Raw genomic sequence first — 23,207 nt, 5'->3', positions numbered from 1 at the left:
GTCAACATGCGCCCACAGGTGGCAATCGGGCCTCGGCGCGACGCTGAAGCAGCCATGGCCCGAGAAGACGATCGGTGGCGCGGGGGCTGGACATCACCAAGAACACCACAGGAGGCGACGCAATGAGTGACCCGATGAACGTCCTGGCCCCCGAGCACCGGCGGCTCCGGATTGGCGACACCTGGCGCGACGCCGCCGGCGAAGCCACCTTTGCCGTCGAGGACCCGGCCACCGGCAAGATCATCGCCGAGGTGGCGGACGCCGACGTCGTTGACGGGCTCGCCGCTCTGGACGTGGCGAGCAAGGCAATGGCGGAGTGGGCGGCGACCCCGCCGCGAAAACGGTCAGAGTTGCTGACCGCGACGTACCGGGCACTGACCGAGCGATCCGAGGAGGTCGCCCGGCTGATCACGCTCGAGATGGGCAAGCCGCTCGCCGAGGCTCGGGGAGAGGTGGCCTACGGCGCCGAGTTCTTCCGTTGGTTCGCCGAGGAGGCGGTGCGCGTCGAGGGGCGCTACAACACCGCTCCCTCTGGTGGCTATCGCATCCTCACCGTGCCGAAGCCGGTCGGACCGTGCGTCTTCGTGACGCCCTGGAACTTTCCGTTGGCCATGGGCGCCCGCAAGATCGCTCCTGCGCTGGCGGCGGGCTGCACGACGATCACCAAGCCGGCGGCCCAGACGCCACTCACCATGCTGTTGCTGGCCCGCATCATGGAGGAGGTCGGCGTTCCCCCGGGCGTCGTCAACGTCGTGACAACCAAGCGCGCCGGCGAGGTGGTCTCAGCACTGCTGGCCGACCGTCGGACCCGCAAGCTTTCGTTCACCGGGTCGACCGAGGTCGGGCGCGTGCTGCTACGACAGGCGGCGGACAACGTGCTGCGCACCTCCATGGAACTGGGCGGCAACGCGGCCTTGATCGTGTGTGCCGACGCAGACCTGGACGTCGCGCTCGACGGTGCCATGGTGGCCAAGATGCGCAACATCGGGGAGTCCTGCATCGCGGCCAACCGAATCTACGTCGAGGAGCCGGTGCGCGAGAAGTTCACGGCGCGCTTCGCCGAGCGGATGGGCGCGCTCTCGGTGGGCCATGGTCTCGACGACGGCGTGGACGTCGGGGCGTTGATCGACGAGGCCTCGGTCACCAAGATCGACGAGCTCGTCGCCGACGCGGTCAATCGCGGCGCCCGTGTCCTGGTGGGCGGCGAGCGTCCGGATGGGCCGGGTTACTTCTACCCGCCTACGGTCCTCGTCGACGTGCCCGAGGACGCGCGGATGCTGGAGGCGGAAATCTTCGGCCCGGTGGCGCCGATCATCTCGTTCACGTCCGACGACGAGGTGATGGCGAAGGCCAACGACACCGAGCACGGCCTGATCGGATACGTCTTCACCCGTGACCTCCAGCGGGCGCTCCGGTTCACCGAGGGGCTGGAGACGGGGATGGTCGGCATCAACCGCGGTCTGATCTCGGACCCGTCAGCTCCGTTCGGAGGCGTGAAGCAGTCCGGGATCGGCAAGGAGGGGTCGCACGAGGGCATCCTTGAGTACCTCGACGTCACCTACGCGGCGATCGACCTGCCGTGACCGGCCTGCCGCTGCGGGTGCCCGCCGGGGATCACCGCGCCCTGCGCACACATGACCTGACCGGCCTCCACCCGTGGGGCGGGACCCGGGCCATGGTCGGCACGAATCCGCCGGCACCCGGGGACGCCGTCGACTCCGCCGATGTGCGCGCCACAGACGCGGCCGCGTCGGTGGCCGGCGCGATCAGCCCTTTCGGCGGTCCCAAAGGCTACGCCCTCGGGCTCATGACCGAGGTGCTGGTCGCGACCTTGACTCGTACCGCCCTTGGCGACGATGGCCGCCGGACCCTCGACCCGACTGACCCGCCCACCAAGGGCGACGTCTTCATCGCGATGGACCCGATGGCTCCCGGGCGCGACCGAGTCCGGGAGCCCGGCGCGCGCCTGCGCCACCCGGCGGCCAACCTTGCCGACGCCGTCCCGGTCTCGCAGGTGACCTGGACGTCCGCCCAGCAAATCACCGCCGACGTTCCAGAGAGGCACTGACATGCTTGAGACCGTCCGCGGACCACGCCAGCTGATAGTGGGCGAAGGGGTCGCGCAGAACATCCCACGAGTGGTGGCCGAGTGTGGCTCGCGAGCCCTCATCGTGACCGACCGGGTTCTTCTGGGGCAGCCGGGCGTGGCCGAGATCGTGGCCGCCGTGCGGGAGAAGGTCGAAGTCGTCGGGGTGTTTGCCGACGCGACTCCGGACGTGCCACTCGACGATGTCGCCCTGGCCGTCTCGGCCGCCGCAGAGGTGGACGCCGACGTGATCCTCGCCATCGGGGGTGGCACGGTGATCGACCTCGCCAAGATCGTCGGCGTCATCCGGTGCCACGGTGGAACGCCGCGCGACTTCTACGGCGAGTCGAAGGTGCCGGGGCCGACGATTCCTCTCGTCGCCGTCCCGACGACGTCAGGCACCGGCTCCGAGCTCACGCCCGTCTCGGTGTTGACCGACCCGGACCGCGAGCTGAAGGTGGGGGTCTCCAGCGTCCACATCGTGCCCGACTTCGCCATCGTCGACCCCGAGCTCACCTACACCTGCCCTGCGACCGTCACTGCCCACTCCGGCATCGACGCGTTCTGTCACGCGGTGGAGAGCTACACCGCGCGACCCCGCGCCCACGGACCGCGCGACCTGGTGGAGCAGGTCTTCCTCGGCCGCAACCCGATCACCGATCACTACGCGCTCCTGGCCGCGGAGCGGATCGCCCGCAGCTTGCCCCAAGTCGTCAGGGACGGAGGCGACAAGGACGCGCGCGCGGACATGTCCTATGGGTCCATGCTGGCCGGGCTCGCGTTTTCCCACGCAGGCAACGCGGCTCCGCACGCCCTCCAGTACCCCATCGGCGCAGCCACCCACACGCCGCACGGCCTGGGCGTCGGGCTGCTGCTGCCCTACGCGCTGGACGCGGCCAGGGATGCCATCGGCGACCGGTTGGCCATCCTCGCCGGGGTGTGCGGGCTCGACGTGACCGACGCCTCGGATGCCGAGGCCGCGGATACGTTCCTCACCTGGCTCGACGGGCTCCTTGCCGACATCGGCATCCCTGCCACCTTGGCGGACATCGGCGTGGCACGCGCCGACCTCCCGCGCTTCGCGGAGATGGCCGGTGGCGTCACCCGCTTGATCCAGAACCATCCAGGCCCGACCGACACCGCCAGCCTGACCGCGATCCTCGAAGCGGCCTGGATCGGGGACCGGACCCGACACGTCCTGACCCGGGAGCAGAGATAGTGACGGGCCTTTCACATGACGACGAGTTCCCTGCCCCACCCTGTGTATCGGAATTGCCGGCTACGCCTTAATGGGAGCCGCCCATTCCCAGGCCTGGCGCACAGCTGCGCGCCACCAGGCCGGCCACGGCCGCTTTCCAGCGATTCATGCCGCGTGCGCGACCGGGTTCGCGAGGTCCTGGGGCCGTCGCGGGTGGTGACCTTCACCTTATGGCGGGTGGCCATTTTGGAGACGGTGGACTGGTGCTCGAGGGCCAGCGTCTTCAGCATCGACACCTCGGCGTGCCAGCGCAGCCTGCACAGCCGCCAGGCGTCCTTGGCGAGCAGGTAGTAGTTCACGACGCTGCGATACTCGGCTCCGTAAACCCGCACGATGTCGTAATCGTCCAGGTTCTGGAGCCGCGGCCGGTAGCACGGCCTTCCGTGTTTCCGGTAGCGGGCGCACTGGGCCCCGACCACGTCCGGAGGCACTTTCAGCGCGATCTTGCCATTGGGCGACCGGCGGCCATTGCTGACCTTCGTGCTGGAGTGCTGGGCGGTGATGTCATAGCCGAGGAACCGCGCCCGCGGGCTGCGGGCGTGCGTGATGAGGGTCTTGTCCTGGTTGAGTTAAGTCCGAGGGTCTCCCGGAGGAACCGCGCCAGCTTCGCCTTGATCTCCTCGACGTGCGCATTTCCAGCGCGAGACGCCGGGCCTCCGCCCGGTCCCCGCGCCGCCGCGCTCTCCTGAGGAGGGCGTCGGCCTGCCGGTAGGCGGTAATTGGCGGCCCGCGTCGCCCCCCGCGTGTACTGCTGGATCAGTTCCCGCTCCCGCGCCGCCACCCCAGAGGAACTACTGGTCAAGGACAGCACCGGACGCCACCCGTGAGCCGTAGAGGCCTTCGAGCCCTACCGGCGCCAGCGCTGGAACGACGGCTGCACCAACGCCGAACAGCTCTACCAGGAACTGCGTGAACGCGGCTTCCACGGCGCTCCGACCACCGTCCGCCAATATCTACAGCCCTGGCGCTCGGACGCCACCAGGCAACCGCCGCTCCCGGCTCCGCCCGCAGTGCGGCAAGTCACCGGATGGCTGCTGCGCAACCCCGCCACCCTCGCCGCTGACGGGCAGCGACACCTGGACGCACTCACCACCGCCTGCCCGCCGCTGGCCAGGCCCTACGACCACGTCCGCGCCTTCGCGGACATGATGGTCAACCGGCACGGCCATCACCTCGAACGCTGGATGGCCACAGCCGACGCCGACGACCTGCCCGAACTGCGCTCCTTCATCACGGGCCTGCGTCGAGATCTCGACGCAGCCCGGGCAGGCCTGACCTTGCCCTACAGCTCTGGCCCGGTGGAGGGACACGTCAACCGCATCAAGATGCTCAAGCGACAGATGTACGGCCGCGCCAACCCCCACCTCATGCGCAAACGCGTCCTACTCGCCGACTGAGCCCGCCCCTTCACGGAATTCGTGCCAGACCCTGAATCCGGCCGTCGTTGACATCCCTACACAGCGGTGTCGAAATAGGGGACCAATGGCTCATAACGGCGATGGTCAAGAACGCATGGTTGCTCGCTGGTTGCTCTTGTGTACGGATCGTGTATCGCGGCAGATCGTTTAGGCGGCCACCGTCAGGTCACACCGCCAGGGATGGGCATCAGAAGACCAAGCAAGAAGGCCTGCAGGCAGAACTGGTGGCTGACCTGCTGCGGATGCAGCGGCCGGCCGATCTCGTCAGTGACGACAAACCCACTGTCTGTCCAGGCCTCGCCCGCGATCAACCGTTCGGCGGCTTGTGCTTGCGGTGCGCGCGCAGCGCGGTGACGATGTTCTCATCCAACGCGATGGTGCGGTCGACGGCCTCGGTCTTCGGCCTGCCCTGCACCGGCTCCCAACCCAACGGAGTGATCTGCCAGGGCACCCCGGCGGTCCCGGCGGTCAGGTCGACGTCCTTCCAGCGCAGCCCGACCGCCTCCCCCGGCGCAGCCCGCGCAGGGCGATCAGCCGGTACAGCAGCGGACAGCCGGTGGGTGACCGCCTGGGCGAGAAAGGCAACGCAGCACTAGGCTGGCGGGGATGACGGGATCGGCGGCGGGCGCGCGGACACAGGAGCAGATGCGGCAGCGAAACCTGAGTGAGGTGCTGCGGCGCGTCCATAAGGAAGGGGCCGTGTCACGGGCCGCGCTCAGCCGCCGGATGGGGCTCAACCGCAGCACCATCATGGACCTGACCGCCGAACTCGCCGCCGCCGGGCTAGTCCGCGAGGGCGTCCCCATCGGGCGGGGTCGCGCCGGGCGGCCGTCCATCGTCGTCATGCCCGAGCAGGGGAGACTGTATGGGCTCGCGTTCGACGTCGCCGTGGACCGGCTGCTCGCGGCCCGTGTCGGGCTCGGCGGCCGGGTCCTCGACCGCCGCGAGGCCGTGCGCACCCGCGCCGGGGCCGACCTGGAGGACATCGTAGGCGTTCTCGCGGCCTTCGGCCGCGAACTGGTCGTCGGGGCCGGTCCGGGCTCGTTGTGCGTGGGGGTGGGCGCGTCCTACTGCGGGTTGATCAGGCGCGCCGACGGCACAGTCCGGTACGGACCGCACCTCGGGTGGGTGGACCAGGCGTTCGGCGCGGAACTCGCCGCCGGCCTCGGTCTCGGGCTTCCCGTCGAGGTCGGCAACGAGGCACACCTGGGCGCGATCGCCGAGCACGTGCGCGGCGTGGGATGCGACGTCGACAACCTCATCTACCTGCACGGGGACGTCGGCGTCGGCGGCGGAATCATCGTCGGCGGCAAACTCCTGGACGGAGACGGAGGCTACGGCTGCGAACTCGGGCACATGCTGGTCAACCCGTTCGACGGACGGCGCTGCCTGTGCGGGTCGCGGGGCTGTCTGGAGGCCGAGGTGGGGGAGGAAGCTCTGCTCGACTACGCGGGACGGTCCGGCGAACTCGTCGGACACGACGGTATCCGGGCAGTCGTCGCCCTCGCCGGGACCGGCGACGCCCGCGCGCGGGACGCCCTCGACCGCATCGGCGACTGGCTCGGTGTCGGCGTCGTCAACCTCATCAACCTGTTCAACCCGGCGCTCGTGGTCTTCGGCGGGATGCTCCGCTATGTCTACCCGGGCGCCGCGTCACGCGTCCGTGCCCGGATCGACGCGCATGTCCTGCCGGTGTCGCGCGAACGTGTCCGCCTGGCCGTGACGGCCCTCGGCGACGACACCACGCTCGCCGGTGCCGCCGAACTCGCCTTCGCCAACCTCCTGGACAACCCACTCGACGCACTGGCCACCCTGCGCTGATGAGATGAGGACAGCCGCGCCGACAAACCGATCGGCACAGCCGTGCCGTAAACGATTGAGGTCGTAGCGGTCACGTCGCGGAAGGGCTGCATCGTGGAGCCCGTGGGACGTTGGCGCCTCGACTGGTACGGCCGATGCCTGCGGCCGTGAAGGCTTCGTCGAGCATCGCGGTGAACTTGGTATCCCGATCGCGGATCCGGAACCTGAACCCCTCCGCCTGTCTCCCAGTTCGATCACCAGGTACCTGGCCTGCTGCGCAACCCACGGCCCGGTCGGATGCCGGGTGACACCGAGGACGTGCACCCGGCGGCTGCCGATCTCTATGACGACCAGGCAACACAGGCGTTGGAACAGCACAGTGTCGGAGTTCCTGTCTGACGAGACACGGCGCCTCGTCGGAGGCTGACTCCTAGGGTTTCGGCGTTCCATACGGGTCGTGCGGCGTGTCGGCGTAGGCCCACTGGTGATCACGTGCGTGCCGGCAGGCCACCTCCACGTCCCCGGCGCGCATGACGTCCAGCAGCTCGCGGTGCTCGTCGGCGACCCGCTCGAGTTTCGGTCTGGTGACCATGAGAGCGATGGCCGTGCGCGCCTCGATCTGCAGCGCCTCCCAGGCGCGGGTCAGCAGCACGTTGCCGCCGGCCTGCACGACGTGCCGGTGAAACCGCGCGCTGGCCAGGCCGATGCCGTGCACGTCGTTGTCACGGGCGCGGCGGTACATCTCCTCGGCCTCCTCCCCCAGCCGGTCGAAGGGGAGGGTTCCGGCCAGCATGGCGAGCCGCGTCGCAGTCTCCTCAAGGGCGGCCCGTACGATGTACGCCTCGCGGATCGTCTGCTCGGCGAACGGCAGCACCCGGCTGCCGTGACGAGGCCGGCCGTCGATGAGGCCGAGGCCCTCAAGCTGCCGGAGCGCCTCCCGGACCGGGGCCTGACTCGTTCCGAACTCGGCGGCGATCTTCGTCTCGATGAGCCGGTCGCCCTCGCCGAGTTCGCCGGAGACGATCCGTTGCAGCAGACCGTCGCGGATCTGCCGGCTCAGGGTCGGTCGCGCGGAGCGCGGGCTCCCCGTGGGTTGCGACAACGAACCTCCTCCACATTGACGCCCAGAGGGCTCTTGACTCTTCGATCATGCCACGTAAGTTAATTATCGATATCGATAACTGGAGTGCACATGCTGACCTCCGTTCAGACACCCGAGAGTCCTGAAGCCGCTCATGCGGCGCTTCAGGCCGGTGCCGTGCCCCTCGGCGGCGGCACCTACCTGCTGGCCCGCCTGAACGATCAGGCCGGCGGCGACCTGCGGCTGGTCAGCCTGCGCAAGGCGGGATTGTCCGGCATCGACGTCGAAGGCGACACGGTGACTCTGGGTGCGGCCACCACTCTCGCCGACATCGAGGACGACGATCGGTTGAGCTACCTGTCCGGCTGTGTACGGTCGATCGCCGCGCCGCCGGTCCGCAGCCTCGCGACCGTGGCCGGCAACCTTTTCGTGCCACAACCGTACGGCGACCTGGCGGCGGCTCTTCTGGCCCTGGACGCGGAGCTGGACGTGCTCGGCGCCGACGGCGCCCGCCGCGAGCCGCTCGAGCGGGTCGTCACCGGCAGCCTGCCGGCGGGCGACCTGGTGACCCGCGTCCGGTTCACCGCTCCGGCCAAGGACGTGTTCCGGTTCTACAAGGCGAGCCGGCGGCGGCTCAACTCAGGATCCATTGTGACGGTGGCGGCCCGGATCACGATCGAGGACGGCGTGGTCGGTGACATCCGTCTCGTGCTCGGCGGCCTGGCGCGGCGCTTGGTACGCGCGGCCGGCGCCGAGCGCGTTCTGCTGGGCGCGCCGCTGAACGCCCAAATCGTCGCCCGGGCGGCCGGCGCCGACGTCATCGAGCCGTTCGACGACGCCTACGCCTCCGCCTGGTACCGCGCTCGGGTCTACCCCGTCCACCTGCGTCGCGCCCTGCTGGGGGCCTGAAAGGGCATCGCATGCCTTCGACAATCGTCACGCTCAAGCTGAACGGCACCGAGCGGGAGCTGATCGCCCGGCCGTCGACGACGCTGCTGAGCGCACTGCGCGACACATTGGGGCTGATGGGGGCCAAGCGCGGCTGCGCGCAAGGGGGCTGCGGCAGCTGCACGGTGCTGCTGGACGGCCGGCCCGCGGTCTCGTGCCTGGTCCCCGTCGTGACGATCGACGGCTCTGCCGTGGAGACGATCGAGGGCCTGGCCGAGGGCGACCGGCTCGGCGACGTGCAGCAGGCGTTCGTCGACCTCTTCGCGACGCAATGCGGGTTCTGCACCCCTGGCATGATCATGTCCGCCACGGCTCTGCTCAACCGGAAGCCGGATCCGACCCGCCAGGAGGTCGCCGAGGCGATCTGCGGCAACGTCTGCCGCTGCACGGGATACGAGCCGATCATCGCCGCCGTCCTCGCCGCCGCGCAACGCCGCCGCGGCGCCCCGCTCACGAACGCGGAGGCCGAGGTCTGATGGCGCGCCTCACCCCGATCGACACCGCGTACTTCAAGGGCGAGCGCGCGGACGACTTCGCCGTCATCGGCTCCGCCGTCCCGCGCTCGGACGCCCGCGCTCACGTCACCGGCCGCACGGTCTTCTTCGAGGACATGGCCCCGCCGGAGATGACGCACGTCAAGATCCACCGGTCCACGCGGCACCACGCCCTCATCGACCGGGTCGACGTCTCCGGCGCCCTCGGAGTCCCGGGCGTGCTTCGGGTCATCACCCACCAGGACGTGCCGAACAACTGGTACACCGTGCTGCGCCTGATCGGCGTGGGACCTGACGACGAGCCGGTGCTGGCCGAGGATCGGGTCCTCTACCGCGGCGAGCCGATCGTCGCCGTCATCGCCGAGACCGAGGACGCCGCCCGCGAGGGCGCGGCCCGGGTCACGGTCGACTACACCGATCTGCCCGCCGTCCTCGACGTCGAGGAGGCGCTGGCCGACGACGCGCCGATCATCAAGCAGGCGGGCGCCAACCACTTCGTGTACGAAGGACATCACTGCCGCCGGATCCGCTTCGGCGACGTCGAGCGAGGCTTCGCCGAGGCGGACCGCATCATCGAGGGCCGCTACAGCTCCTCCCCCATCGAGCACGCGCCGACCGAGCCGACCGGCTGCATCGTCGTCCCTCAGGGCGACGGCCGGCTGCGCATACACACCAACACCCAGGCCGCCTTCTTCACCCTCGACAACACCGCGCTCATTCTCGGCGTCCCGCCCACCAGCCTGCGCGTCGTCGGGGGCACCGTGGGAGGCGGCTTCGGCGGCAAGGTCGATGTCATCGTCGAGCCACTCGCCTGCATCGCCGCCATGCTCACCGGCCGGCCGGCCAAGTACGTCTACAGCCGCGCCGAGGAGATGCAGGTGTCGTCCCCCCGAGCGGCCGAGCGCATCTCCATCAAGGACGGCGTCATGGACGACGGCCGGATCGTCGCCCGCAAGATCACGCTCTACGTGGACGCGGGCGCGTACTCCCGGCACAGCCCGTACGGCACCACGAAGGCGGCGGCGCACATGCCCGGCCCGTACACGATCCCGAACGTCCACGTCGACGCCTACTGCGTCTACACCAACCGCACGCCGTCCAGCGCCATGCGCGGGTTCGGCGTCACGATCGGCGACTTCGCGCTGGAGTCGCACATGGACCGCATCGCCCGGGAGCTGAACATGGACCCGCTGCGGCTCCGGCTCAAGAACGCCTACCGGGACGGTGACATGAAAGCTCACCGCAAGATCGCCTCCGGCACCGCGCTGGTCGAAGTGATCCAGAGCGCCGCCGACCTGGTGGGGCACGACCTTCCGCCGGAGTACCGGGCGATGTCCTCGACCGAGCGACCGGAGGGCTGAACGATGGCGTTACGGCACGGGCGCGGATACGCGGCCGTCAACTACCCGACCGGCATGAACCTCGGCGGCGACCCGTCGCAGGCACTCGTCCACGCCACCACGATGGGCGGATTCGTCGTCACGCTCTCCTCGGTGGATCTCGGCCAGGGACTGCGGACGGTCATCGCCCAATGCGCCGCCGAGACACTCGGCATCCCCATCGAGAACATCATCGTCGACACCGCCGACACCGACACCGGCCCGCACTGCATGGGAACGTTCGCCAGCCGCGGCACCCACCGCGTCGGCAACGCCGTGATCATGGCGGCGCGCGAGGCCAGAGACGTCATGCTCCAGGTCGCCGCCGACGAACTGGAGGTCGACGCGGAGGACCTGGAGACCGACGGCACGGGCTTCGTCCGCCTCAAGGGCTCGTCGGAGAAGAAGATCCACATCAGCGACGTCGCGCTCGCCGCGCACTTCCGGCAGGGCCGGACCATCTCCGGCCGAGGCATCTACCTCAAGGAGCCGAGCACCCCGGTGCCGGAGACCGGCGAGATGGACCCGGACTCCTGCCAGGCGCACGCGTGCACGGTGGCCGACGTCACGGTCGACGACGAGACCGGCGTGATCGAGGTGCTGCGGCTCTACAACACCTACGAGATCGGCCGGGCGCTCAACCCGGCCCTCGCGACGCAGCAGGTCGAGGGCGGCGCCTGGATGGGCCTGTCGCACGCGTTGTTCGAATCGACCGAACCGTACTATCCGCACTCGCGCGAGCACGGCCCGGTCGATTTCACGGAATATCTGATGCCCGGGCCGGCCGACATCCCGGCGCAGACCAGCCTGTTCCTCGAACGGCCCGCCGGCAACGGGCCGTTCGGGGCCAAGGGGATCGGCGAGATGACGGCGAACGCGCCGATCCCCGCGATCGCCAACGCCGTGTACGACGCGGTCGGCGTACGGCTGACGAGCATGCCCTTCACCCCGGAGAAGGTGCTGCGCGGACTCGACGAGCTGCGGGCCGGCCGTGCTGGTTGACCGGGAAACGCTGGACCGGCGGCTCGGCGCGGAGGGCTATCTCGCCGACGAGGGCTTGCTCACCGCCCTCCACCTGGCAGGCACGCTCCGGCTCCCGCTGCTGCTGGAGGGGGAGCCGGGGGTCGGCAAGACCGAGGTCGCGAACGTCCTGGCCCGGGTCCTCGGCCGCGAGCTGATCCGGCTGCAGTGCTACGAAGGACTGGACGCCTCCCAGGCCCTGTACGAGTGGGACTATCCCAAACAACTGCTGTCCCTGCGGGCCGCCGAGGTGGAGGGGCGCGGCGTCGGCGACCTGTACCGCGAGGAGTTCCTGCTGCAGCGCCCGTTGCTGCGGTCGCTGCGGGCGGCATCCGGCGCGGTGCTGCTGATCGACGAGATCGACCGGGCGGACAGCGAGTTCGAGGCCTTCCTCCTGGAGTTCCTCGGCGACTTCCAGATCACCATCCCGGAGATCGGCACCATCACGGCGGCGAGCGTTCCGTTCGTCGTCCTCACCTCGAACCGGACCCGCGAACTGCACGACGCGCTCAAACGCCGGTGCCTCTACCACTGGATCCCCTTTCCCGACGCCGAACGGGAGCGAGCGATCATCCGGGCGCAGGCGCCGGGCCTGGACGAGAGAAGCGCGGCCCGCCTCGTGGCCGCCGTGCACCGGATCCGCGGGCTGGCTCTGCTGAAACCCCCGGGCATCGCCGAGTCGGTCTCCTGGGCCCGCGGCGTGCAGACGCTGGCCCGTGAGGGGTCAAGCTGGCTGGAGGCGATGCGCCGGTCCGCGGGGCTGCTCGTCAAGCACGAGGAGGACCTCGCGCTCCTCGGCCGCCACACCGCGGAGGTGTTCGGTGACTGAGCAGTCCCTCGTCGTACGCATCGCCGATCATGTCCACGGGTTCCTGCGGGACCTGCACGCTCGGGGCCTGCCCGTACCGGTGCCCAAACAGCGGGTCTTCCTTCAGGCGATCGAGGCCGCCGGCCCGCGCGACACCGCAAACCTCTACTGGATCGGGGCGGTCACGCTCACCACCTCCCATGAAGACCTGGAGGTGTACTCCCCCACGTTCGAGCACTGGTTCGGGAAGGTCGCGGCGCGGCGCATCCCCGATGAGGAGTTCCCCGACGACGAGGCCCCCGCCCCGCGCGGGAAGCGGGACGAGGCTCCTCTCACGGCAGCGTCCGGCGGGGACGCGGGGCTGAAGGCCGGCTCCTCGGAGCGCGAGAGCCGCCCGGTGTTCGGCCCGGCGAGCGAGGACGACCGGGCAGTGCTCTCGCTGCTGTGGCGAGAACTACCCCGGGCGGTGCCGACGATCCGGTCGCGACGCCGGCGGCCCGCCCGGCGAGGTCCGTGGATCGACGTCGCCAGGATCTGCCGTGAGTCCAGGCGCAGCCATGGAGAGATCATGACGTTGCGCCGGCGCAACCGCCCGCAGCGGCAGCGCCGTGTGCTGCTGCTCATCGACGTGTCCGGGTCGATGAAGCAGCACAGCGCCCACTACCTCCGCTTCGCCCACGCCGTGGTCGGCCGGCTCGACCGCGTCGAGGTGTTCACCTTCGGCACCCGGCTGACCCGCGTCACCGAGCCGCTGCGCGCACGGCATGTCGACGCGGCCGTCGGCTCGCTGAGCGACGTCGTCCTGGACGCCGAGGGCGGGACGCGGATCGGCGCCTCGCTCCAGGAGTTCCTCGCCAACGCCAGGCAGGTCACCGTGGCGCGCGGCGCCCTGGTGATCGTGCTCTCCGATGGCCTGGAACGCGGCGACTGCCGGCCCATGCAGGCGGCCGTACGGCGGTTGTCGCTGCTGAGCCACCGGTTGCTGTGGTGGTCGCCACTCGCCTGCGACCCGGCGTACCGGCCGGTCACCCGCGGCATGTCGGCCGTGCTCGGCAGCGTGGACGCGCTCGCGGGCGTGCGCGACCTGCGGACGGCGTACGAGCAGGTACAGACCTGGACCAGGGAGTGATCGTCATGCCGGAGGCGACCCGCTACTCGGGTGACATCGTCGACTCGCATCACCACATCTGGCGGGCCGGAGACCTGCCCTGGTTGTCCGGACCGATGGTGCCGCGGATCTTCGGCCCGTACGAGCCGATCAGGCGGGACTATCTGATCGACGAGTACATCGCCGACGCCACCGCCGCAGGCATCCGCGAGTCGGTCTACGTGCAGACGAACTGGCCGCTCGACCGGGTCGTGGACGAAGTGCGCTGGCTTCACGAGGTTCATCAGGAGACGGGCCGGCCGATGGCCGTCATCGGATCGGCCGACATGTTCGACGAGGGCGCTCCGGACACCATGCGACGACAGGCCGCGCTCACGCCGCTGATCCGAGGGATCCGCCAGCAGCTGCACTGGCACCGGCGCCCGGAGTTCCGGTTCGCCACCGCGCCCGACCGCATGAAGGATCCGCTCTTCCGCAAGAACATCGGCGCGCTCGCCGACCTCGGCTGGCTGTTCGAGCTGCAGGTCTTCCCCGAACAGATGCCGGACGCGGTCGAGCTGGCGGCGGACTTCCCCGACGTCACCTTCGTCCTCGTACACGCGGGCATGCTCATCGGCCGCGAGTTCCTGGAGCCGTGGCGGGCCGGGATGGCCGCGCTGGCCGAGCGCCCGAACGTTGTCGTCAAACTCACCGGCCAGGGCACCTTCGTCCACCAGGTGGATCCCGGCCTCATCTCCTTCGTCGCCGACGAGGTGATCGGCTGGTTCGGCGCCGGCCGGGCCATGTTCGGCAGCAACTTCCCGGTCGAGAAGATCTGGACCACCCTGCCCCGCCTGGTCGAGGCGTGGAAGGACGCACTGGCCCACCTCCCACCCGCCGACCAGCACGACATCTTCGCCGGCAACGCTCGACGGGTGTACGGACTGGAGGGCTGACCTGGAATTGCTGCGACTCGGGCCGCGAGGCCCGGAGGGCTTCGACCGGCGACGTCGGACATTCCCGGTCGTCCAACGGTATGACACGAAAAGGAGTATCTCGGCATGGCACTGTTCGTCCTGACCTACGGCTACAACGACACCCCCCTGAGAGCGGAGCGCCGCGAGGACCATCTCGCACACCTGAACAAGCTCTTCGAGCAGGGCAGTCTCGTCGCGGCCGGGCCCTACACGGACCTGACGGCCGGCATGATCGTCCTACAGGCCGAGGACGAGGCCGCGGCGCAGGCGCTCGTCGACCAGGACCCGTACACACAGCTACAGGTCACCAATGATCGCCGGCTGCGCCAGTGGCGCGTGACGGTCGGCTCGCTCGGCTCCGGCTAGTTCACGCCTGCGCTCCCTGCTGTCTCTCGGCGTCCCGTCCCCCGTATTCGACCACGTGCTCCTCTGGCTCAGCGAAGCTGTCACCAACGCCATCACCCACTCCGATTACAGTCGCGCTTCCGCCAGCACGGTGACAGTCCGGATCATCCCGATCATCCGCATCGGTACGGGTCGCAACAAGTCGGGTCCTGGGCGACCCGCTTCGCCTGCCACTGCTCGGGCGTCACACTGTTGTGCGCGGCCATCACGTGTTCCGCTTCGATTTTGTTCGCCTTTGAAGGACCACGCGATGGCTGCCGCCATTTGTCGACGCCACCGTGAGAGAGCTAGGCCCGGATATCGAATTCGCCGTGCGGATCCGGGCCATCGACGACGTCGTCCTCTTCAGGGTCAAGACCGGCCGATGGCGGGGTGCCGTACTCGCCGACGAACCCAACTCGGAGGTGCGGGACTGGCTTGTGGCTGCCGGCATCCGCGAGGACGGATCTAACGACGACTTCTACACCTCCCTACACAGGGACGCCCGTACAGCCAGACAGCGATACAACGCCGAGCACGACAAACCGTTGACCACCGACACCTATGTGGGTCACCTCCTGCCCAATCAGGACGATCATGATCGTTACCTCTTGGAGGCAGGCACTCGACTCGCACTGCGCCTCAACACCGAGCTGCGCGCTCTCATCCGAGGCTCACTACATGACGGCCACGAGCACGCCGCTGACTTCCCAACGTTCCGTCTTGGCGTTGTCGTCCGTGCCGACGATGGCCACGAGACCTACGTCGCCATTCGAATCACCGGCTCAGTCCCGACAAACCTCACCGTGATGATCCTTTCTCGCGCTCCGGCTGCGCGTTTGATGCTTGGTTTCCCGAATACACTCTGCCCGAACGTGACTTGCTACCCGCCGAACAAGTCTGGTCAAATCTGATGGACCCCAAGGCAGCGTCACAGCTTCTCAACGAGATTTTTCAGGGGACACCGCCCACCTTCGGTGGAGCGCGTAGCCAAATCCCACTGCTGAGAGGCTTCCGGTCTGCGGTTGGATCAGCTTGCCGCAAGCGCCTGTAGCAGGCGATCGAAGGCAGTGATATCCGCGCACCCGACCGCACGGGCGAAGCGAGTCTCGGCTCAGCCCGTGTATGGCCGCAATCGTCTCAAGCACCGTCGCAGGGGTTTCCGGGTGGATCCTGACCTCAATCACCTGGCGGAGGGGCCCCGCCCGGACCGTCGGCACGTCCGCCACATCAGGTCTCACGCTCTGCAGGACGAGCACCCCGCGACGACTTCTGAAGCGGGGGTACAGCCGTGTGCGCACTCGGAGGGGGTGTCGGATCGCGAGGCCTGGGCGATCACTCCGCCCAGCGAGGTGCCGACCAGGTGCGCGGACTGCCATCCGAGGGTACGGACAACGATGGCACCAGTCCTACGGGCACCATAAGCATCCCTGATAGTCCACGCAGAAATCATCATTGGCGCTTAACCCACCGGCAGAACAGAATGCCCCCATGTCTAGTTCCACAAGCTCTCCGACCCATGCCACACGTCACCCCCGCGAACATCTGACTGCGACGCCTTCTCCGGAAGCTTTCCGCATGGCCAGAGCCGACGGAAACGATCGCCTGCGCGGCAGTGGCTCGTTGTTCGAATCCTTCTTCGCGTTGGACGGAGCAGCGTACGCGCCCGGCGCCCTGCCCGTATCGGTCAAGGAACTGCTCGGCCTCGTGGTGTCCGTGATGAAGGACTGCGAGGAATGCGTCTACTACCACCTCGAACGATGTGACGAAGAGGGGGTCACTCGTGATCAGGTGCTCGAGGCGCTGCAGATCGCCCTCGTAGGAGGCGGTTCGGTCACCATTCCGCTCCTTCGCCGGGCCGTCTCCTACATGGAGAAACTCCCGAACCTCGGCGACGGGAGCGAGGGCTCTGTCTTCCTTTCTGGGACAGAGCCCTTGGAGTGATACCTCCACCCAGAAAGGCGGGTCCTGAGCGGTGAGCGGCTGCCTTCATTGCGATTCCTCGGCAGATGATTCGTGGAGTACGCCACCACGTACCTGCAGCAGTGAACCATGGTCGACGCGCGCTCTCGCCCGCGAGCTCGGTGCGCGGGTCGCACTGACGACCCTGGAGGGCGCGACCGGTGCCCGGCAGCCACGCCGACGTCGTCGCGCGGGCGCGTCCTCGTCCATTCCTGGCCCCCAAGCGCATCCCAAGTTTCTTACAAGGGCATCGCGGCATCCTCGTCATTACCGACGTGGAAGGAAGGCCTGAACGTGAATTCCCATGCATTCGACCTGCTGTGCCGTGCCGTGGAGGAGACGGACGCGGGCCGCGCCGACACAGCGGGGCGCTGGCTGGAAAAGCTCCGCAGTGTGATCAACCCCGAGAAGGCAGGCGGCGACGACTTCCTCTATCTGCTCTATCACGACGCTCTGGCCGCCCGGCATGGAACGTGCCAAGACGAGCGGGACAATCTCTATCTCCGCAGCTTCGAGCGTCCGCAGATCCAGCTGTTCGACCTGGTGGCCGAACACCTGCCGATCGTGAACCTGGCAGGTCGCATCGGCGGCGCACTCCTCGCCGGGCACCTCGCCGGGCAGGACGAGGCCACCCTGCTGTCGGTGGGGATCGGCTCAGGCGTCCAGGAGGCGGCGGTACTGCGGACGCTCGCGGACCGCGATCAGGCACCCGGACGGCTGACGGTCATCGGGGTGGACCCTGCGGCGGCCAGCCTCCGCCAGGCCGAACAGGCCATCCGCGACACCGGTGTCACGCTGGACTTCCACGGAGTGCCCCGACTCGCCGAACACATGACCAGCAAGGACTGGGACCTGGTACGCCGTGCGCCACGTCCGCTGATCATGAACGCCGCGTTCGCGCTGCACCACCTCCGGGACAGTCCGTCCGGCGCGGACGAGCGGAGCACGTTCTTCGAGAGATTACGCGCGGCCGAGCCGGACGTCGTGGTGCTGTGCGAGCCGGACTCCGACCATCATCGGGTGGCGCTCCCCGAGCGGTTCCACAACTCGTGGGAGCACTTCCACGCCGTCTTCCGGCTGATAGACGCGCTGGAGGTGGCGGCCGCCGACCGCAACGCGATGAAGCTCTTCTTCCGCCGCGAGGTGGCCGACATCGTCGGCACAGCCGACGACGAGGAGCGCTACGAACGTCACGAGCCGACCGCCACCTGGCTCGCCCGGCTGCGTGAGGCCGGCTTTCACCCGATGCCGGTGCCCCCGTCCGTGGTGCCGGAAGCCGCTACTCCCGCCGCCATCCGTCAGGATCCGGACAGCGTGCGCATCGGATTCGAGGGCGAGTCACTCGTCGCCGTCCTGTACGCGGTGCCTGCGCGGGCGTAGCCACCGGCCGCGCGGGAGTCGGGCGGTGATCCGTCCGCGCACTGCAGGGCGTGGGCGGCGAATGCCCGCAGGGCGTCGGCGTCCCATGCGTGGCCGTCGGTCTCCCGTTCCTCAAGTGAGACCGGTCGAGCGCTGCGATAGCACGCGAGCGCCTGCTCCACGATGGGACGATGGCGTTCGGGCAGTTCGCCCAGTGCCCACAGGGCTCCCTCCTCCTTGCTCAGCACGGTTCCCGGGGGACCTGCGAGCATCGCGAGCACGCGGCACGCGTTGAGCACCCCGTAATAGGGGGATTTCAGCAAGCGATCATCCTTGAGCGCCCACGCCAGATCATCGAGAACGGCCGCCTTGTAGTCGGACTCCGGCACCGGCGCGAAGACGTCCTGCGGCGGCTCCCCGATCAGGGTCACGCCTCGGTTACGTGTCACGGTGATGTGCGCGGCCAGGTCCGGATCGGCCTGATGCCGGTCGTTGTAGTCGTGCCGGCCGAGCAGGATCCGCTCCGTCCACGCGGCTGAATAGTGCACCTCGTAAGGTCGTGGATGCTCGTGTGCTCGTGCCTGCCGGCGGGTCAGGATGGACAGCTCCAGATCGCCCGTGATCGGCCGCCGGTCGCTTCGCATGGCCAGGGCGCGGGAGGCGTGCTCCCGTTGCCGGTCGTTGAGCGGCTCCTCGACGACCAGGAGCAGGTCCAGGTCGCTTTTGGCGCGGTAGAAGCAGCCCATCGCCAGGGAACCGTGCAGATAGGCGCCGACAAGTGGTATGCCGACGGCCGCGGACGTGCCGGTCACATACTCGCGGACATCGGCGTCGCAGTCGTCCCACGACTGTGCGCGGTCGGCCGGATGAAGGAAATCGCTCAGCACTCCAGGGATCCTATGGCGCGGGAGTCGGCACTGTGGTCGGTGCGGTGGGTCGTCAGGCGGTCGGGGTTCGGCCAGCGTACGCCGTCGGCCCAGCCCGCCCGCTCGAACCAGCGGATCAGCCGCGCACTGGGGTCGAGCTGCCCCTTGAGCACGCCGTGCCGGGCGCAGGTCGGCTCCACATGGTGCCAGTTGTGCCAGCCTTCGCCGAGCGTCAGCATCGCCACCCACCACACGTTGGAGGAACGGTCCCTGGTGCGGAACGGGCGGTCACCGAAGGTGTGGGCGATCGAGTTCACCGACCAGGTGACGTGGTGCACCACGGCGTAGCGGACCAGACCGCCCCACAGGAGCGCGCTCCACGCGCCCGACCACGACATCGACCACAGCCCGCCGGCGGCCGCCGGGAGCGCGAACGACAGGAGAACGACCGCCGGGTAGGCGGCGTCGAAACGTCGCACGTCCGGGTCGGCCAGCAGGTCCGGCACCCAATGCCGGCGGCTGGAGCGGTGCCGGGCCGTGTAGAACCAGCCGATGTGGGCGTGCAGCATGCCGCGCAGCAGCGCCAGGCCGCTGTCGCCGTAGCGCCACGGCGAGTGCGGGTCACCTTCGCGGTCGGCGTACTTGTGGTGGCGGCGGTGCTCGGCGGCCCACAGCGTGAGGGGGCCCTCGACGGCCATGCCGCCGGCCAGCATGAGCGCGATCCGTAGCGGCCGGTTGGCCTTGAAGGCGCGGTGGGTGAAGAGGCGGTGGTAGCCGATGGCGATCCCGAAGATGCTCACCAGGTACATCGCGACCGCGATGACCAGGTCGCGGGGGCCGATGCCCCAGCCCCAGGCGGCCGGCACCGCGAGAGCCAGCAGCAGCACGGGCAGGACGACCAGGACGATCAGATAGGCGGTGCGGCGGCCGGTGGTGACGGTCACCGTCTCCGCCGTGCCCGGCTGCGGCATGGGTGACGTCACGTTTCCTCCCGTGAGCGGTACAGCGCGATCAGGCTCCTTATTCAACGGCCAGGCCCATGGAGTGCGGCAATGTCCTGACAGTGACGGGATGATTACCGTGAGGAAGCAAAACAATGCACGCGGCCGCCATGAAGGAAAGGGGCGACGCATCCCTAGATTGTGATTGCACAACGTGATCATCCTTGTGCGCTCCGGCATCAGACGGAAGGTCCACGGAATGGGTGCTGTCGATCAGGCGACCACGGGCGGCCATCTGGAGAGATACGAGGAGGCGCTGGCCAGGGAGCCGATGTCCGCGTTCGGCCTCGTCCGGGAGTGGATGCGTACCGACTGGCGGAGCCTGTTCGCCGAGTTGCGCGAGCGGCGCCCCATCTTCGTCACACCCGCCTTCACGGTCGTGACCCGCTTCGCCGACGTCATCGAGGTGCTCTCCCACGAGCAGGTCTTCACGGTACGTGCCTTCGGTCCGCGCCTCGACGCCGCGCTGGGCGCCCCGTTCATGCTGGGCCGGGACGCCACGCCGATGAACTGGCGGGAAAAAGGCCTGATGCAGCTCATGCTCGACCCGCGGGACGCGGCCGACGTGCGCGAGCTGGCCGGCCACCTCGCCGACGAACTGCTCGACGCCGCCTGGCCCGACGGGCGCCTCGAAGCGGTCAACGGGCTGTTCCGCCCTGTCGCCCTCGGCGTGTGCGCACGCTATTTCGGCATTCCCGGCCCCGATCCACAGACCCTGGGCCGGTGGACGCGGGCCATCGTCGCCGACGGCTTCGCCAACTTCCTCGGAGATCCGGAGATCCAGGCCGCGTCCGTAAGAGCGGGCAGCGAGCTGATCGGATACCTGCGAGACCGCCTCGCCGAGCACCGGGCCACGCTGCGGGCCGGACGGGACCTCCCCGACGACGTCTTCGCCCGACTCGTCCGCTCCTCCCTGCCCGACGTGACCGACGACCGCATCGTGATCAACATGGCCGGACTGCCGCTGGGCTTCGTGGAGAGCGCGCCGGGGGCCATGGTCGAGGCGGTCGAGCAGCTCCTGCTGCGCCCGCGGGTGCTCGCGGAGGCCGCGGCCGTCGCCGGCGACCCCGAACGGTTCGATCCGTACGTCTGGGAGGCACTGCGGTTCAGCCCGTTCTTCAAGCTGCTCCCCCGGCTGTGCGAGCGCGACCATGTCCTGGCCGGCGGCACCCCGCGCAGCACGGTGATCCCCGCGGGCACGTTCGTGCTCGCGGCGCCGGCCTCCGCCATGTTCGACGCGGCCGTGGTGCCGGAGCCCGACGAGTTCCGCCTCGACCGCCCTCGCCACCATCAGCTCTTCTTCGGCTCCGGCCATCACGCCTGCCTCGGCGTGCACGTGGCCCGCGTGGTGATCGCCGAGACCGTACGCCGCCTGCTGCTGCGTCCCGGCGTGCGTCCGCTCCCGCCACCGGAGGGCCGCGTCGAGCGGGCACTCGGGATCTTCCCCGACACCTTCGTCCTCGGGCTCGGCACCGAGGGGCGAGTGGCCGCCGAAAGCCTGGGCGCCGAAGAGCGGCCGGGCATCGACGGGAGGGAAGGCTGACGATGGCGGCGAGCCGAGCACGCGCACGCAGCATCGCCACGGATGGTCTCGCCAACCGGCTCAGGTTCCTGGCCCTGACCAACGGCCGGCCGTTCTGGGACCTCGTACAGAGCAGCCGGCCCGTCCGGTGCCGGGTCAACGCCTCGCTGATCGACCATGCGATCCGCGAGATGCCGCCGCGCCCCGAGCCGCTGAGCACCATGGCCGACTACACCTCGTGGGCCTCCTTGACCGACCGCACCTACAGCGGCAGGCACCTGCCGCCGGTCCCCGTCGCCCAGCGGGATCTGCCCACTCCGGAGCGCGCCGGCGGCCTGTTCACCCGCGGCGAGTCCATGATCCCCTGCCCGCGCTCCACGGTGCTTTTCGCGTACTTCGCCCAATGGTTCACCGACGGTTTCCTGCGCGGTGACACCAACATCCCGCGCGACCCGCGCAAGAACAGCTCCAACCATCACATCGATCTGAACCAGGTGTACGGCCTCGACGAGGCGGCGACGGGCGCACTGCGCACGTTCGACGGCGGGCTGCTCAAGAGCCAGCTCATCAACGGCGGCGAGTTCCCGCCCTACCTGTGTGAGAACGGCAAGATCAAGCCGGAGTTCGCCCCGCTGAGCGTCATCCGCTTCGACCAGCTCTCCGACGCGCAACGCGACACGCTCTTCGCCACCGGCAGCGACCGGGGCAACGGCCAGATCGGCTTCACCATGCTCACGGTGCTGTTCCTGCGCGAGCACAACAGGGTGGCGCGGCTGCTCGCCCGGGAGTATCCACGCTGGGACGACGAGCGGCTGTTCCAGACGGCCCGCAACATCCTGATCGTGCTGCTGATCAAACTGGTCGTCGAGGAGTACATCAACCACATCACCCCTTACCACTTCCGGTTCACCCTTGACCCGGGGTTGGCGGCGCGGCTGGACCATGCGCCCTGGCACCGGCAGAACTGGGCGTCGGTGGAGTTCAACCTCGTCTACCGCTGGCACAGCCTGATTCCGTCCCACCTGTCGGTGGGCGGGCGAGACCTGCCGATGGCCCAGACCTTTTTCGGCGGGGCGCTGATCCCCGGCCCCGGCCTCGGGCGGCTGTTCGAGGACGCCTCCCGCCAGCGGGCCGGCCGCATCGGCCTGTTCAACACCGACCCCGTCCTGCAGGAGGTCGACGTGGCCAGCATCGCCGACTCCCGGGCGCTCGGCCTGGCCCCGTACAACAGCTACCGCGAGCACTGCCGCTTCCCGAGAGTGCGTGCCTTCGAGCAGATCTCCGGCGATCGGCGGGTCAGCGGCGCGCTGCGCGAGCTCTACCGCGACGTGGACGACGTCGACCTGTACGTCGGGCTGTTCGCCGAGGAGCCCGGCTCCCCCGACGCGATCCTGCCTCCGCTGCTGACCAAGATCATCGCTATCGACGCCTTCTCCCAGGCGCTCACCAACCCGCTGCTGGCTCCGCGGATCTTCAACGCCGCCACGTTCTCCCCGGAGGGCGTGCGGGTCATCGCGGCCACGCGCACGCTGTCGGACGTGCTGCGCCGCAACACACCGGAGGACCCGAGCCCCCGCCTCGTCACCATGTCCCGGCGGACCAGGTCGTGACCGGGGAGAACGATCCGGCCGCCGGACCACTGCCCCCGGGCGTGACCGGGCAGAACGATCCGGCCGCCGGACCACTGCCCCCGGGCGTGACCGGGCAGAACGATCCGGCCGCCGGACCACTGCCCCCGGGCGTGACCGGGCAGAACA

At 69.2% G+C, this 23,207-nt stretch carries 23 protein-coding genes; 18 read left to right on the top strand and 5 right to left on the bottom strand.

Annotated features, from left to right (window positions below; all coding sequences use genetic code 11):
* Window positions 1-122 precede the first annotated feature (122 nt).
* Genes AB0H84_RS41815 through AB0H84_RS41805 form a run of 3 tightly spaced genes read left to right on the top strand, consistent with a single transcriptional unit; the run spans window position 123 to window position 3,305 of the window.
* Window positions 123-1,583 carry an NAD-dependent succinate-semialdehyde dehydrogenase gene (locus AB0H84_RS41815; RefSeq protein ID WP_357617405.1) on the top strand — a complete coding sequence of 487 codons (1,461 nt, stop codon included), beginning with the start codon at window positions 123-125 and terminating at the stop codon, window positions 1,581-1,583.
* Complete coding sequence (locus AB0H84_RS41810) at window positions 1,580-2,068, top strand: Ldh family oxidoreductase (protein WP_357617404.1); 489 nt, start codon at window positions 1,580-1,582, stop codon at window positions 2,066-2,068. The genes AB0H84_RS41815 and AB0H84_RS41810 overlap by 4 nt, the downstream gene beginning before the upstream one ends.
* A gap of 1 nt (window position 2,069) precedes the next feature.
* Window positions 2,070-3,305, top strand: a complete 1,236-nt coding sequence (locus tag AB0H84_RS41805) for an iron-containing alcohol dehydrogenase (protein WP_357617402.1) — start codon at window positions 2,070-2,072, stop codon at window positions 3,303-3,305.
* Between the two features lie 11 nt (window positions 3,306-3,316).
* Here the strand turns inward: AB0H84_RS41805 and AB0H84_RS41800 are convergent, their stop codons facing one another.
* Window positions 3,317-3,763, bottom strand: a complete 447-nt coding sequence (locus AB0H84_RS41800; RefSeq protein ID WP_357617400.1) for a group II intron reverse transcriptase/maturase — start codon at window positions 3,761-3,763, stop codon at window positions 3,317-3,319.
* 591 nt (window positions 3,764-4,354) lie between these two features.
* On the opposite strand from AB0H84_RS41800, the gene AB0H84_RS41795 reads away from it, so the two are divergent.
* Window positions 4,355-4,741: a transposase gene (locus AB0H84_RS41795; protein WP_357617398.1), complete on the top strand. Its 387-nt coding sequence runs from the start codon at window positions 4,355-4,357 to the stop codon at window positions 4,739-4,741.
* A 328-nt stretch (window positions 4,742-5,069) separates the two neighbouring features.
* Here the strand turns inward: AB0H84_RS41795 and AB0H84_RS41790 are convergent, their stop codons facing one another.
* Window positions 5,070-5,213, bottom strand: a complete 144-nt coding sequence (locus AB0H84_RS41790; protein ID WP_357617396.1) for a hypothetical protein — start codon at window positions 5,211-5,213, stop codon at window positions 5,070-5,072.
* Between the two features lie 155 nt (window positions 5,214-5,368).
* Here AB0H84_RS41790 and AB0H84_RS41785 point away from each other — a divergent pair, with 155 nt between their 5' ends.
* On the top strand, window positions 5,369-6,583 hold the full coding sequence (locus AB0H84_RS41785; protein WP_357617394.1) for an ROK family transcriptional regulator: 1,215 nt from the start codon (window positions 5,369-5,371) through the stop codon (window positions 6,581-6,583).
* 409 nt (window positions 6,584-6,992) lie between these two features.
* On the opposite strand, the gene AB0H84_RS41780 is transcribed toward AB0H84_RS41785, so the two are convergent.
* On the bottom strand, window positions 6,993-7,664 hold the full coding sequence (locus AB0H84_RS41780; RefSeq protein WP_357617392.1) for a GntR family transcriptional regulator: 672 nt from the start codon (window positions 7,662-7,664) through the stop codon (window positions 6,993-6,995).
* 90 nt (window positions 7,665-7,754) lie between these two features.
* Here AB0H84_RS41780 and AB0H84_RS41775 point away from each other — a divergent pair, with 90 nt between their 5' ends.
* The 11 genes from AB0H84_RS41775 to AB0H84_RS41725 all read left to right on the top strand — a co-directional run bounded on the left by AB0H84_RS41775 (window position 7,755) and on the right by AB0H84_RS41725 (window position 18,082).
* Entirely contained in the window at window positions 7,755-8,552 is a 798-nt protein-coding gene (locus tag AB0H84_RS41775) for an FAD binding domain-containing protein (RefSeq protein ID WP_357617390.1), read from the top strand.
* Window positions 8,553-8,563: 11 nt separating this feature from the next.
* Window positions 8,564-9,067: a (2Fe-2S)-binding protein gene (locus tag AB0H84_RS41770; protein ID WP_357617388.1), complete on the top strand. Its 504-nt coding sequence runs from the start codon at window positions 8,564-8,566 to the stop codon at window positions 9,065-9,067.
* Window positions 9,067-10,446 carry a molybdopterin cofactor-binding domain-containing protein gene (locus AB0H84_RS41765; protein ID WP_357617386.1) on the top strand — a complete coding sequence of 460 codons (1,380 nt, stop codon included), beginning with the start codon at window positions 9,067-9,069 and terminating at the stop codon, window positions 10,444-10,446. Before AB0H84_RS41770 ends, AB0H84_RS41765 begins: the two co-directional genes overlap by 1 nt.
* Window positions 10,447-10,449: 3 nt before the next feature.
* Window positions 10,450-11,466, top strand: a complete 1,017-nt coding sequence (locus AB0H84_RS41760; protein WP_357617384.1) for a molybdopterin cofactor-binding domain-containing protein — start codon at window positions 10,450-10,452, stop codon at window positions 11,464-11,466.
* Window positions 11,456-12,313 (top strand): MoxR family ATPase, encoded by an 858-nt coding sequence (locus AB0H84_RS41755; RefSeq protein WP_357617382.1) that lies wholly within the window; start codon window positions 11,456-11,458, stop codon window positions 12,311-12,313. The genes AB0H84_RS41760 and AB0H84_RS41755 overlap by 11 nt, the downstream gene beginning before the upstream one ends.
* Window positions 12,306-13,421 carry a VWA domain-containing protein gene (locus AB0H84_RS41750; protein ID WP_357617380.1) on the top strand — a complete coding sequence of 372 codons (1,116 nt, stop codon included), beginning with the start codon at window positions 12,306-12,308 and terminating at the stop codon, window positions 13,419-13,421. Before AB0H84_RS41755 ends, AB0H84_RS41750 begins: the two co-directional genes overlap by 8 nt.
* 5 nt (window positions 13,422-13,426) lie before the next feature.
* Complete coding sequence (locus AB0H84_RS41745; protein ID WP_357617378.1) at window positions 13,427-14,335, top strand: amidohydrolase family protein; 909 nt, start codon at window positions 13,427-13,429, stop codon at window positions 14,333-14,335.
* 105 nt (window positions 14,336-14,440) lie between these two features.
* Complete coding sequence (locus AB0H84_RS41740) at window positions 14,441-14,722, top strand: YciI family protein (protein ID WP_357617376.1); 282 nt, start codon at window positions 14,441-14,443, stop codon at window positions 14,720-14,722.
* Window positions 14,723-15,039: 317 nt separating this feature from the next.
* Window positions 15,040-15,654 (top strand): hypothetical protein, encoded by a 615-nt coding sequence (locus AB0H84_RS41735; protein ID WP_357617374.1) that lies wholly within the window; start codon window positions 15,040-15,042, stop codon window positions 15,652-15,654.
* Between the two features lie 664 nt (window positions 15,655-16,318).
* Window positions 16,319-16,684, top strand: a complete 366-nt coding sequence (locus tag AB0H84_RS41730; protein ID WP_357617372.1) for a carboxymuconolactone decarboxylase family protein — start codon at window positions 16,319-16,321, stop codon at window positions 16,682-16,684.
* A gap of 312 nt (window positions 16,685-16,996) precedes the next feature.
* Window positions 16,997-18,082: a GRAS family protein gene (locus tag AB0H84_RS41725; RefSeq protein WP_357617370.1), complete on the top strand. Its 1,086-nt coding sequence runs from the start codon at window positions 16,997-16,999 to the stop codon at window positions 18,080-18,082.
* On the opposite strand, the gene AB0H84_RS41720 is transcribed toward AB0H84_RS41725, so the two are convergent.
* Together AB0H84_RS41720 and AB0H84_RS41715 are read right to left on the bottom strand one after the other, a co-directional pair.
* Window positions 18,001-18,948, bottom strand: a complete 948-nt coding sequence (locus tag AB0H84_RS41720) for an aminoglycoside adenylyltransferase domain-containing protein (RefSeq protein ID WP_357617368.1) — start codon at window positions 18,946-18,948, stop codon at window positions 18,001-18,003. The two genes, AB0H84_RS41725 and AB0H84_RS41720, sit on opposite strands and share 82 nt — an antisense overlap.
* Window positions 18,942-19,910, bottom strand: coding sequence for an acyl-CoA desaturase (locus tag AB0H84_RS41715; RefSeq protein ID WP_357617366.1), 969 nt, complete (start codon window positions 19,908-19,910; stop codon window positions 18,942-18,944). The genes AB0H84_RS41720 and AB0H84_RS41715 overlap by 7 nt, the downstream gene beginning before the upstream one ends.
* A 217-nt stretch (window positions 19,911-20,127) precedes the next feature.
* Between AB0H84_RS41715 and AB0H84_RS41710 the strand changes: the two genes are divergently transcribed.
* A complete protein-coding gene (locus AB0H84_RS41710; protein WP_357617364.1) occupies window positions 20,128-21,471 on the top strand; it encodes a cytochrome P450 in 1,344 nt (447 codons plus the stop codon).
* Between the two features lie 2 nt (window positions 21,472-21,473).
* On the top strand, window positions 21,474-23,060 hold the full coding sequence (locus AB0H84_RS41705) for a peroxidase family protein (protein ID WP_357617362.1): 1,587 nt from the start codon (window positions 21,474-21,476) through the stop codon (window positions 23,058-23,060).
* The last annotated feature ends 147 nt before the right edge of the window (window positions 23,061-23,207 follow it).

The sequence above is a fragment of the Nonomuraea sp. NPDC050786 genome (genome assembly GCF_040654115.1).
Taxonomy (GTDB): domain Bacteria; phylum Actinomycetota; class Actinomycetes; order Streptosporangiales; family Streptosporangiaceae; genus Nonomuraea.
The sequence above is the reverse complement of the archived record's forward strand: the minus strand, read 5'-3'. Positions and strand labels throughout refer to the sequence as shown.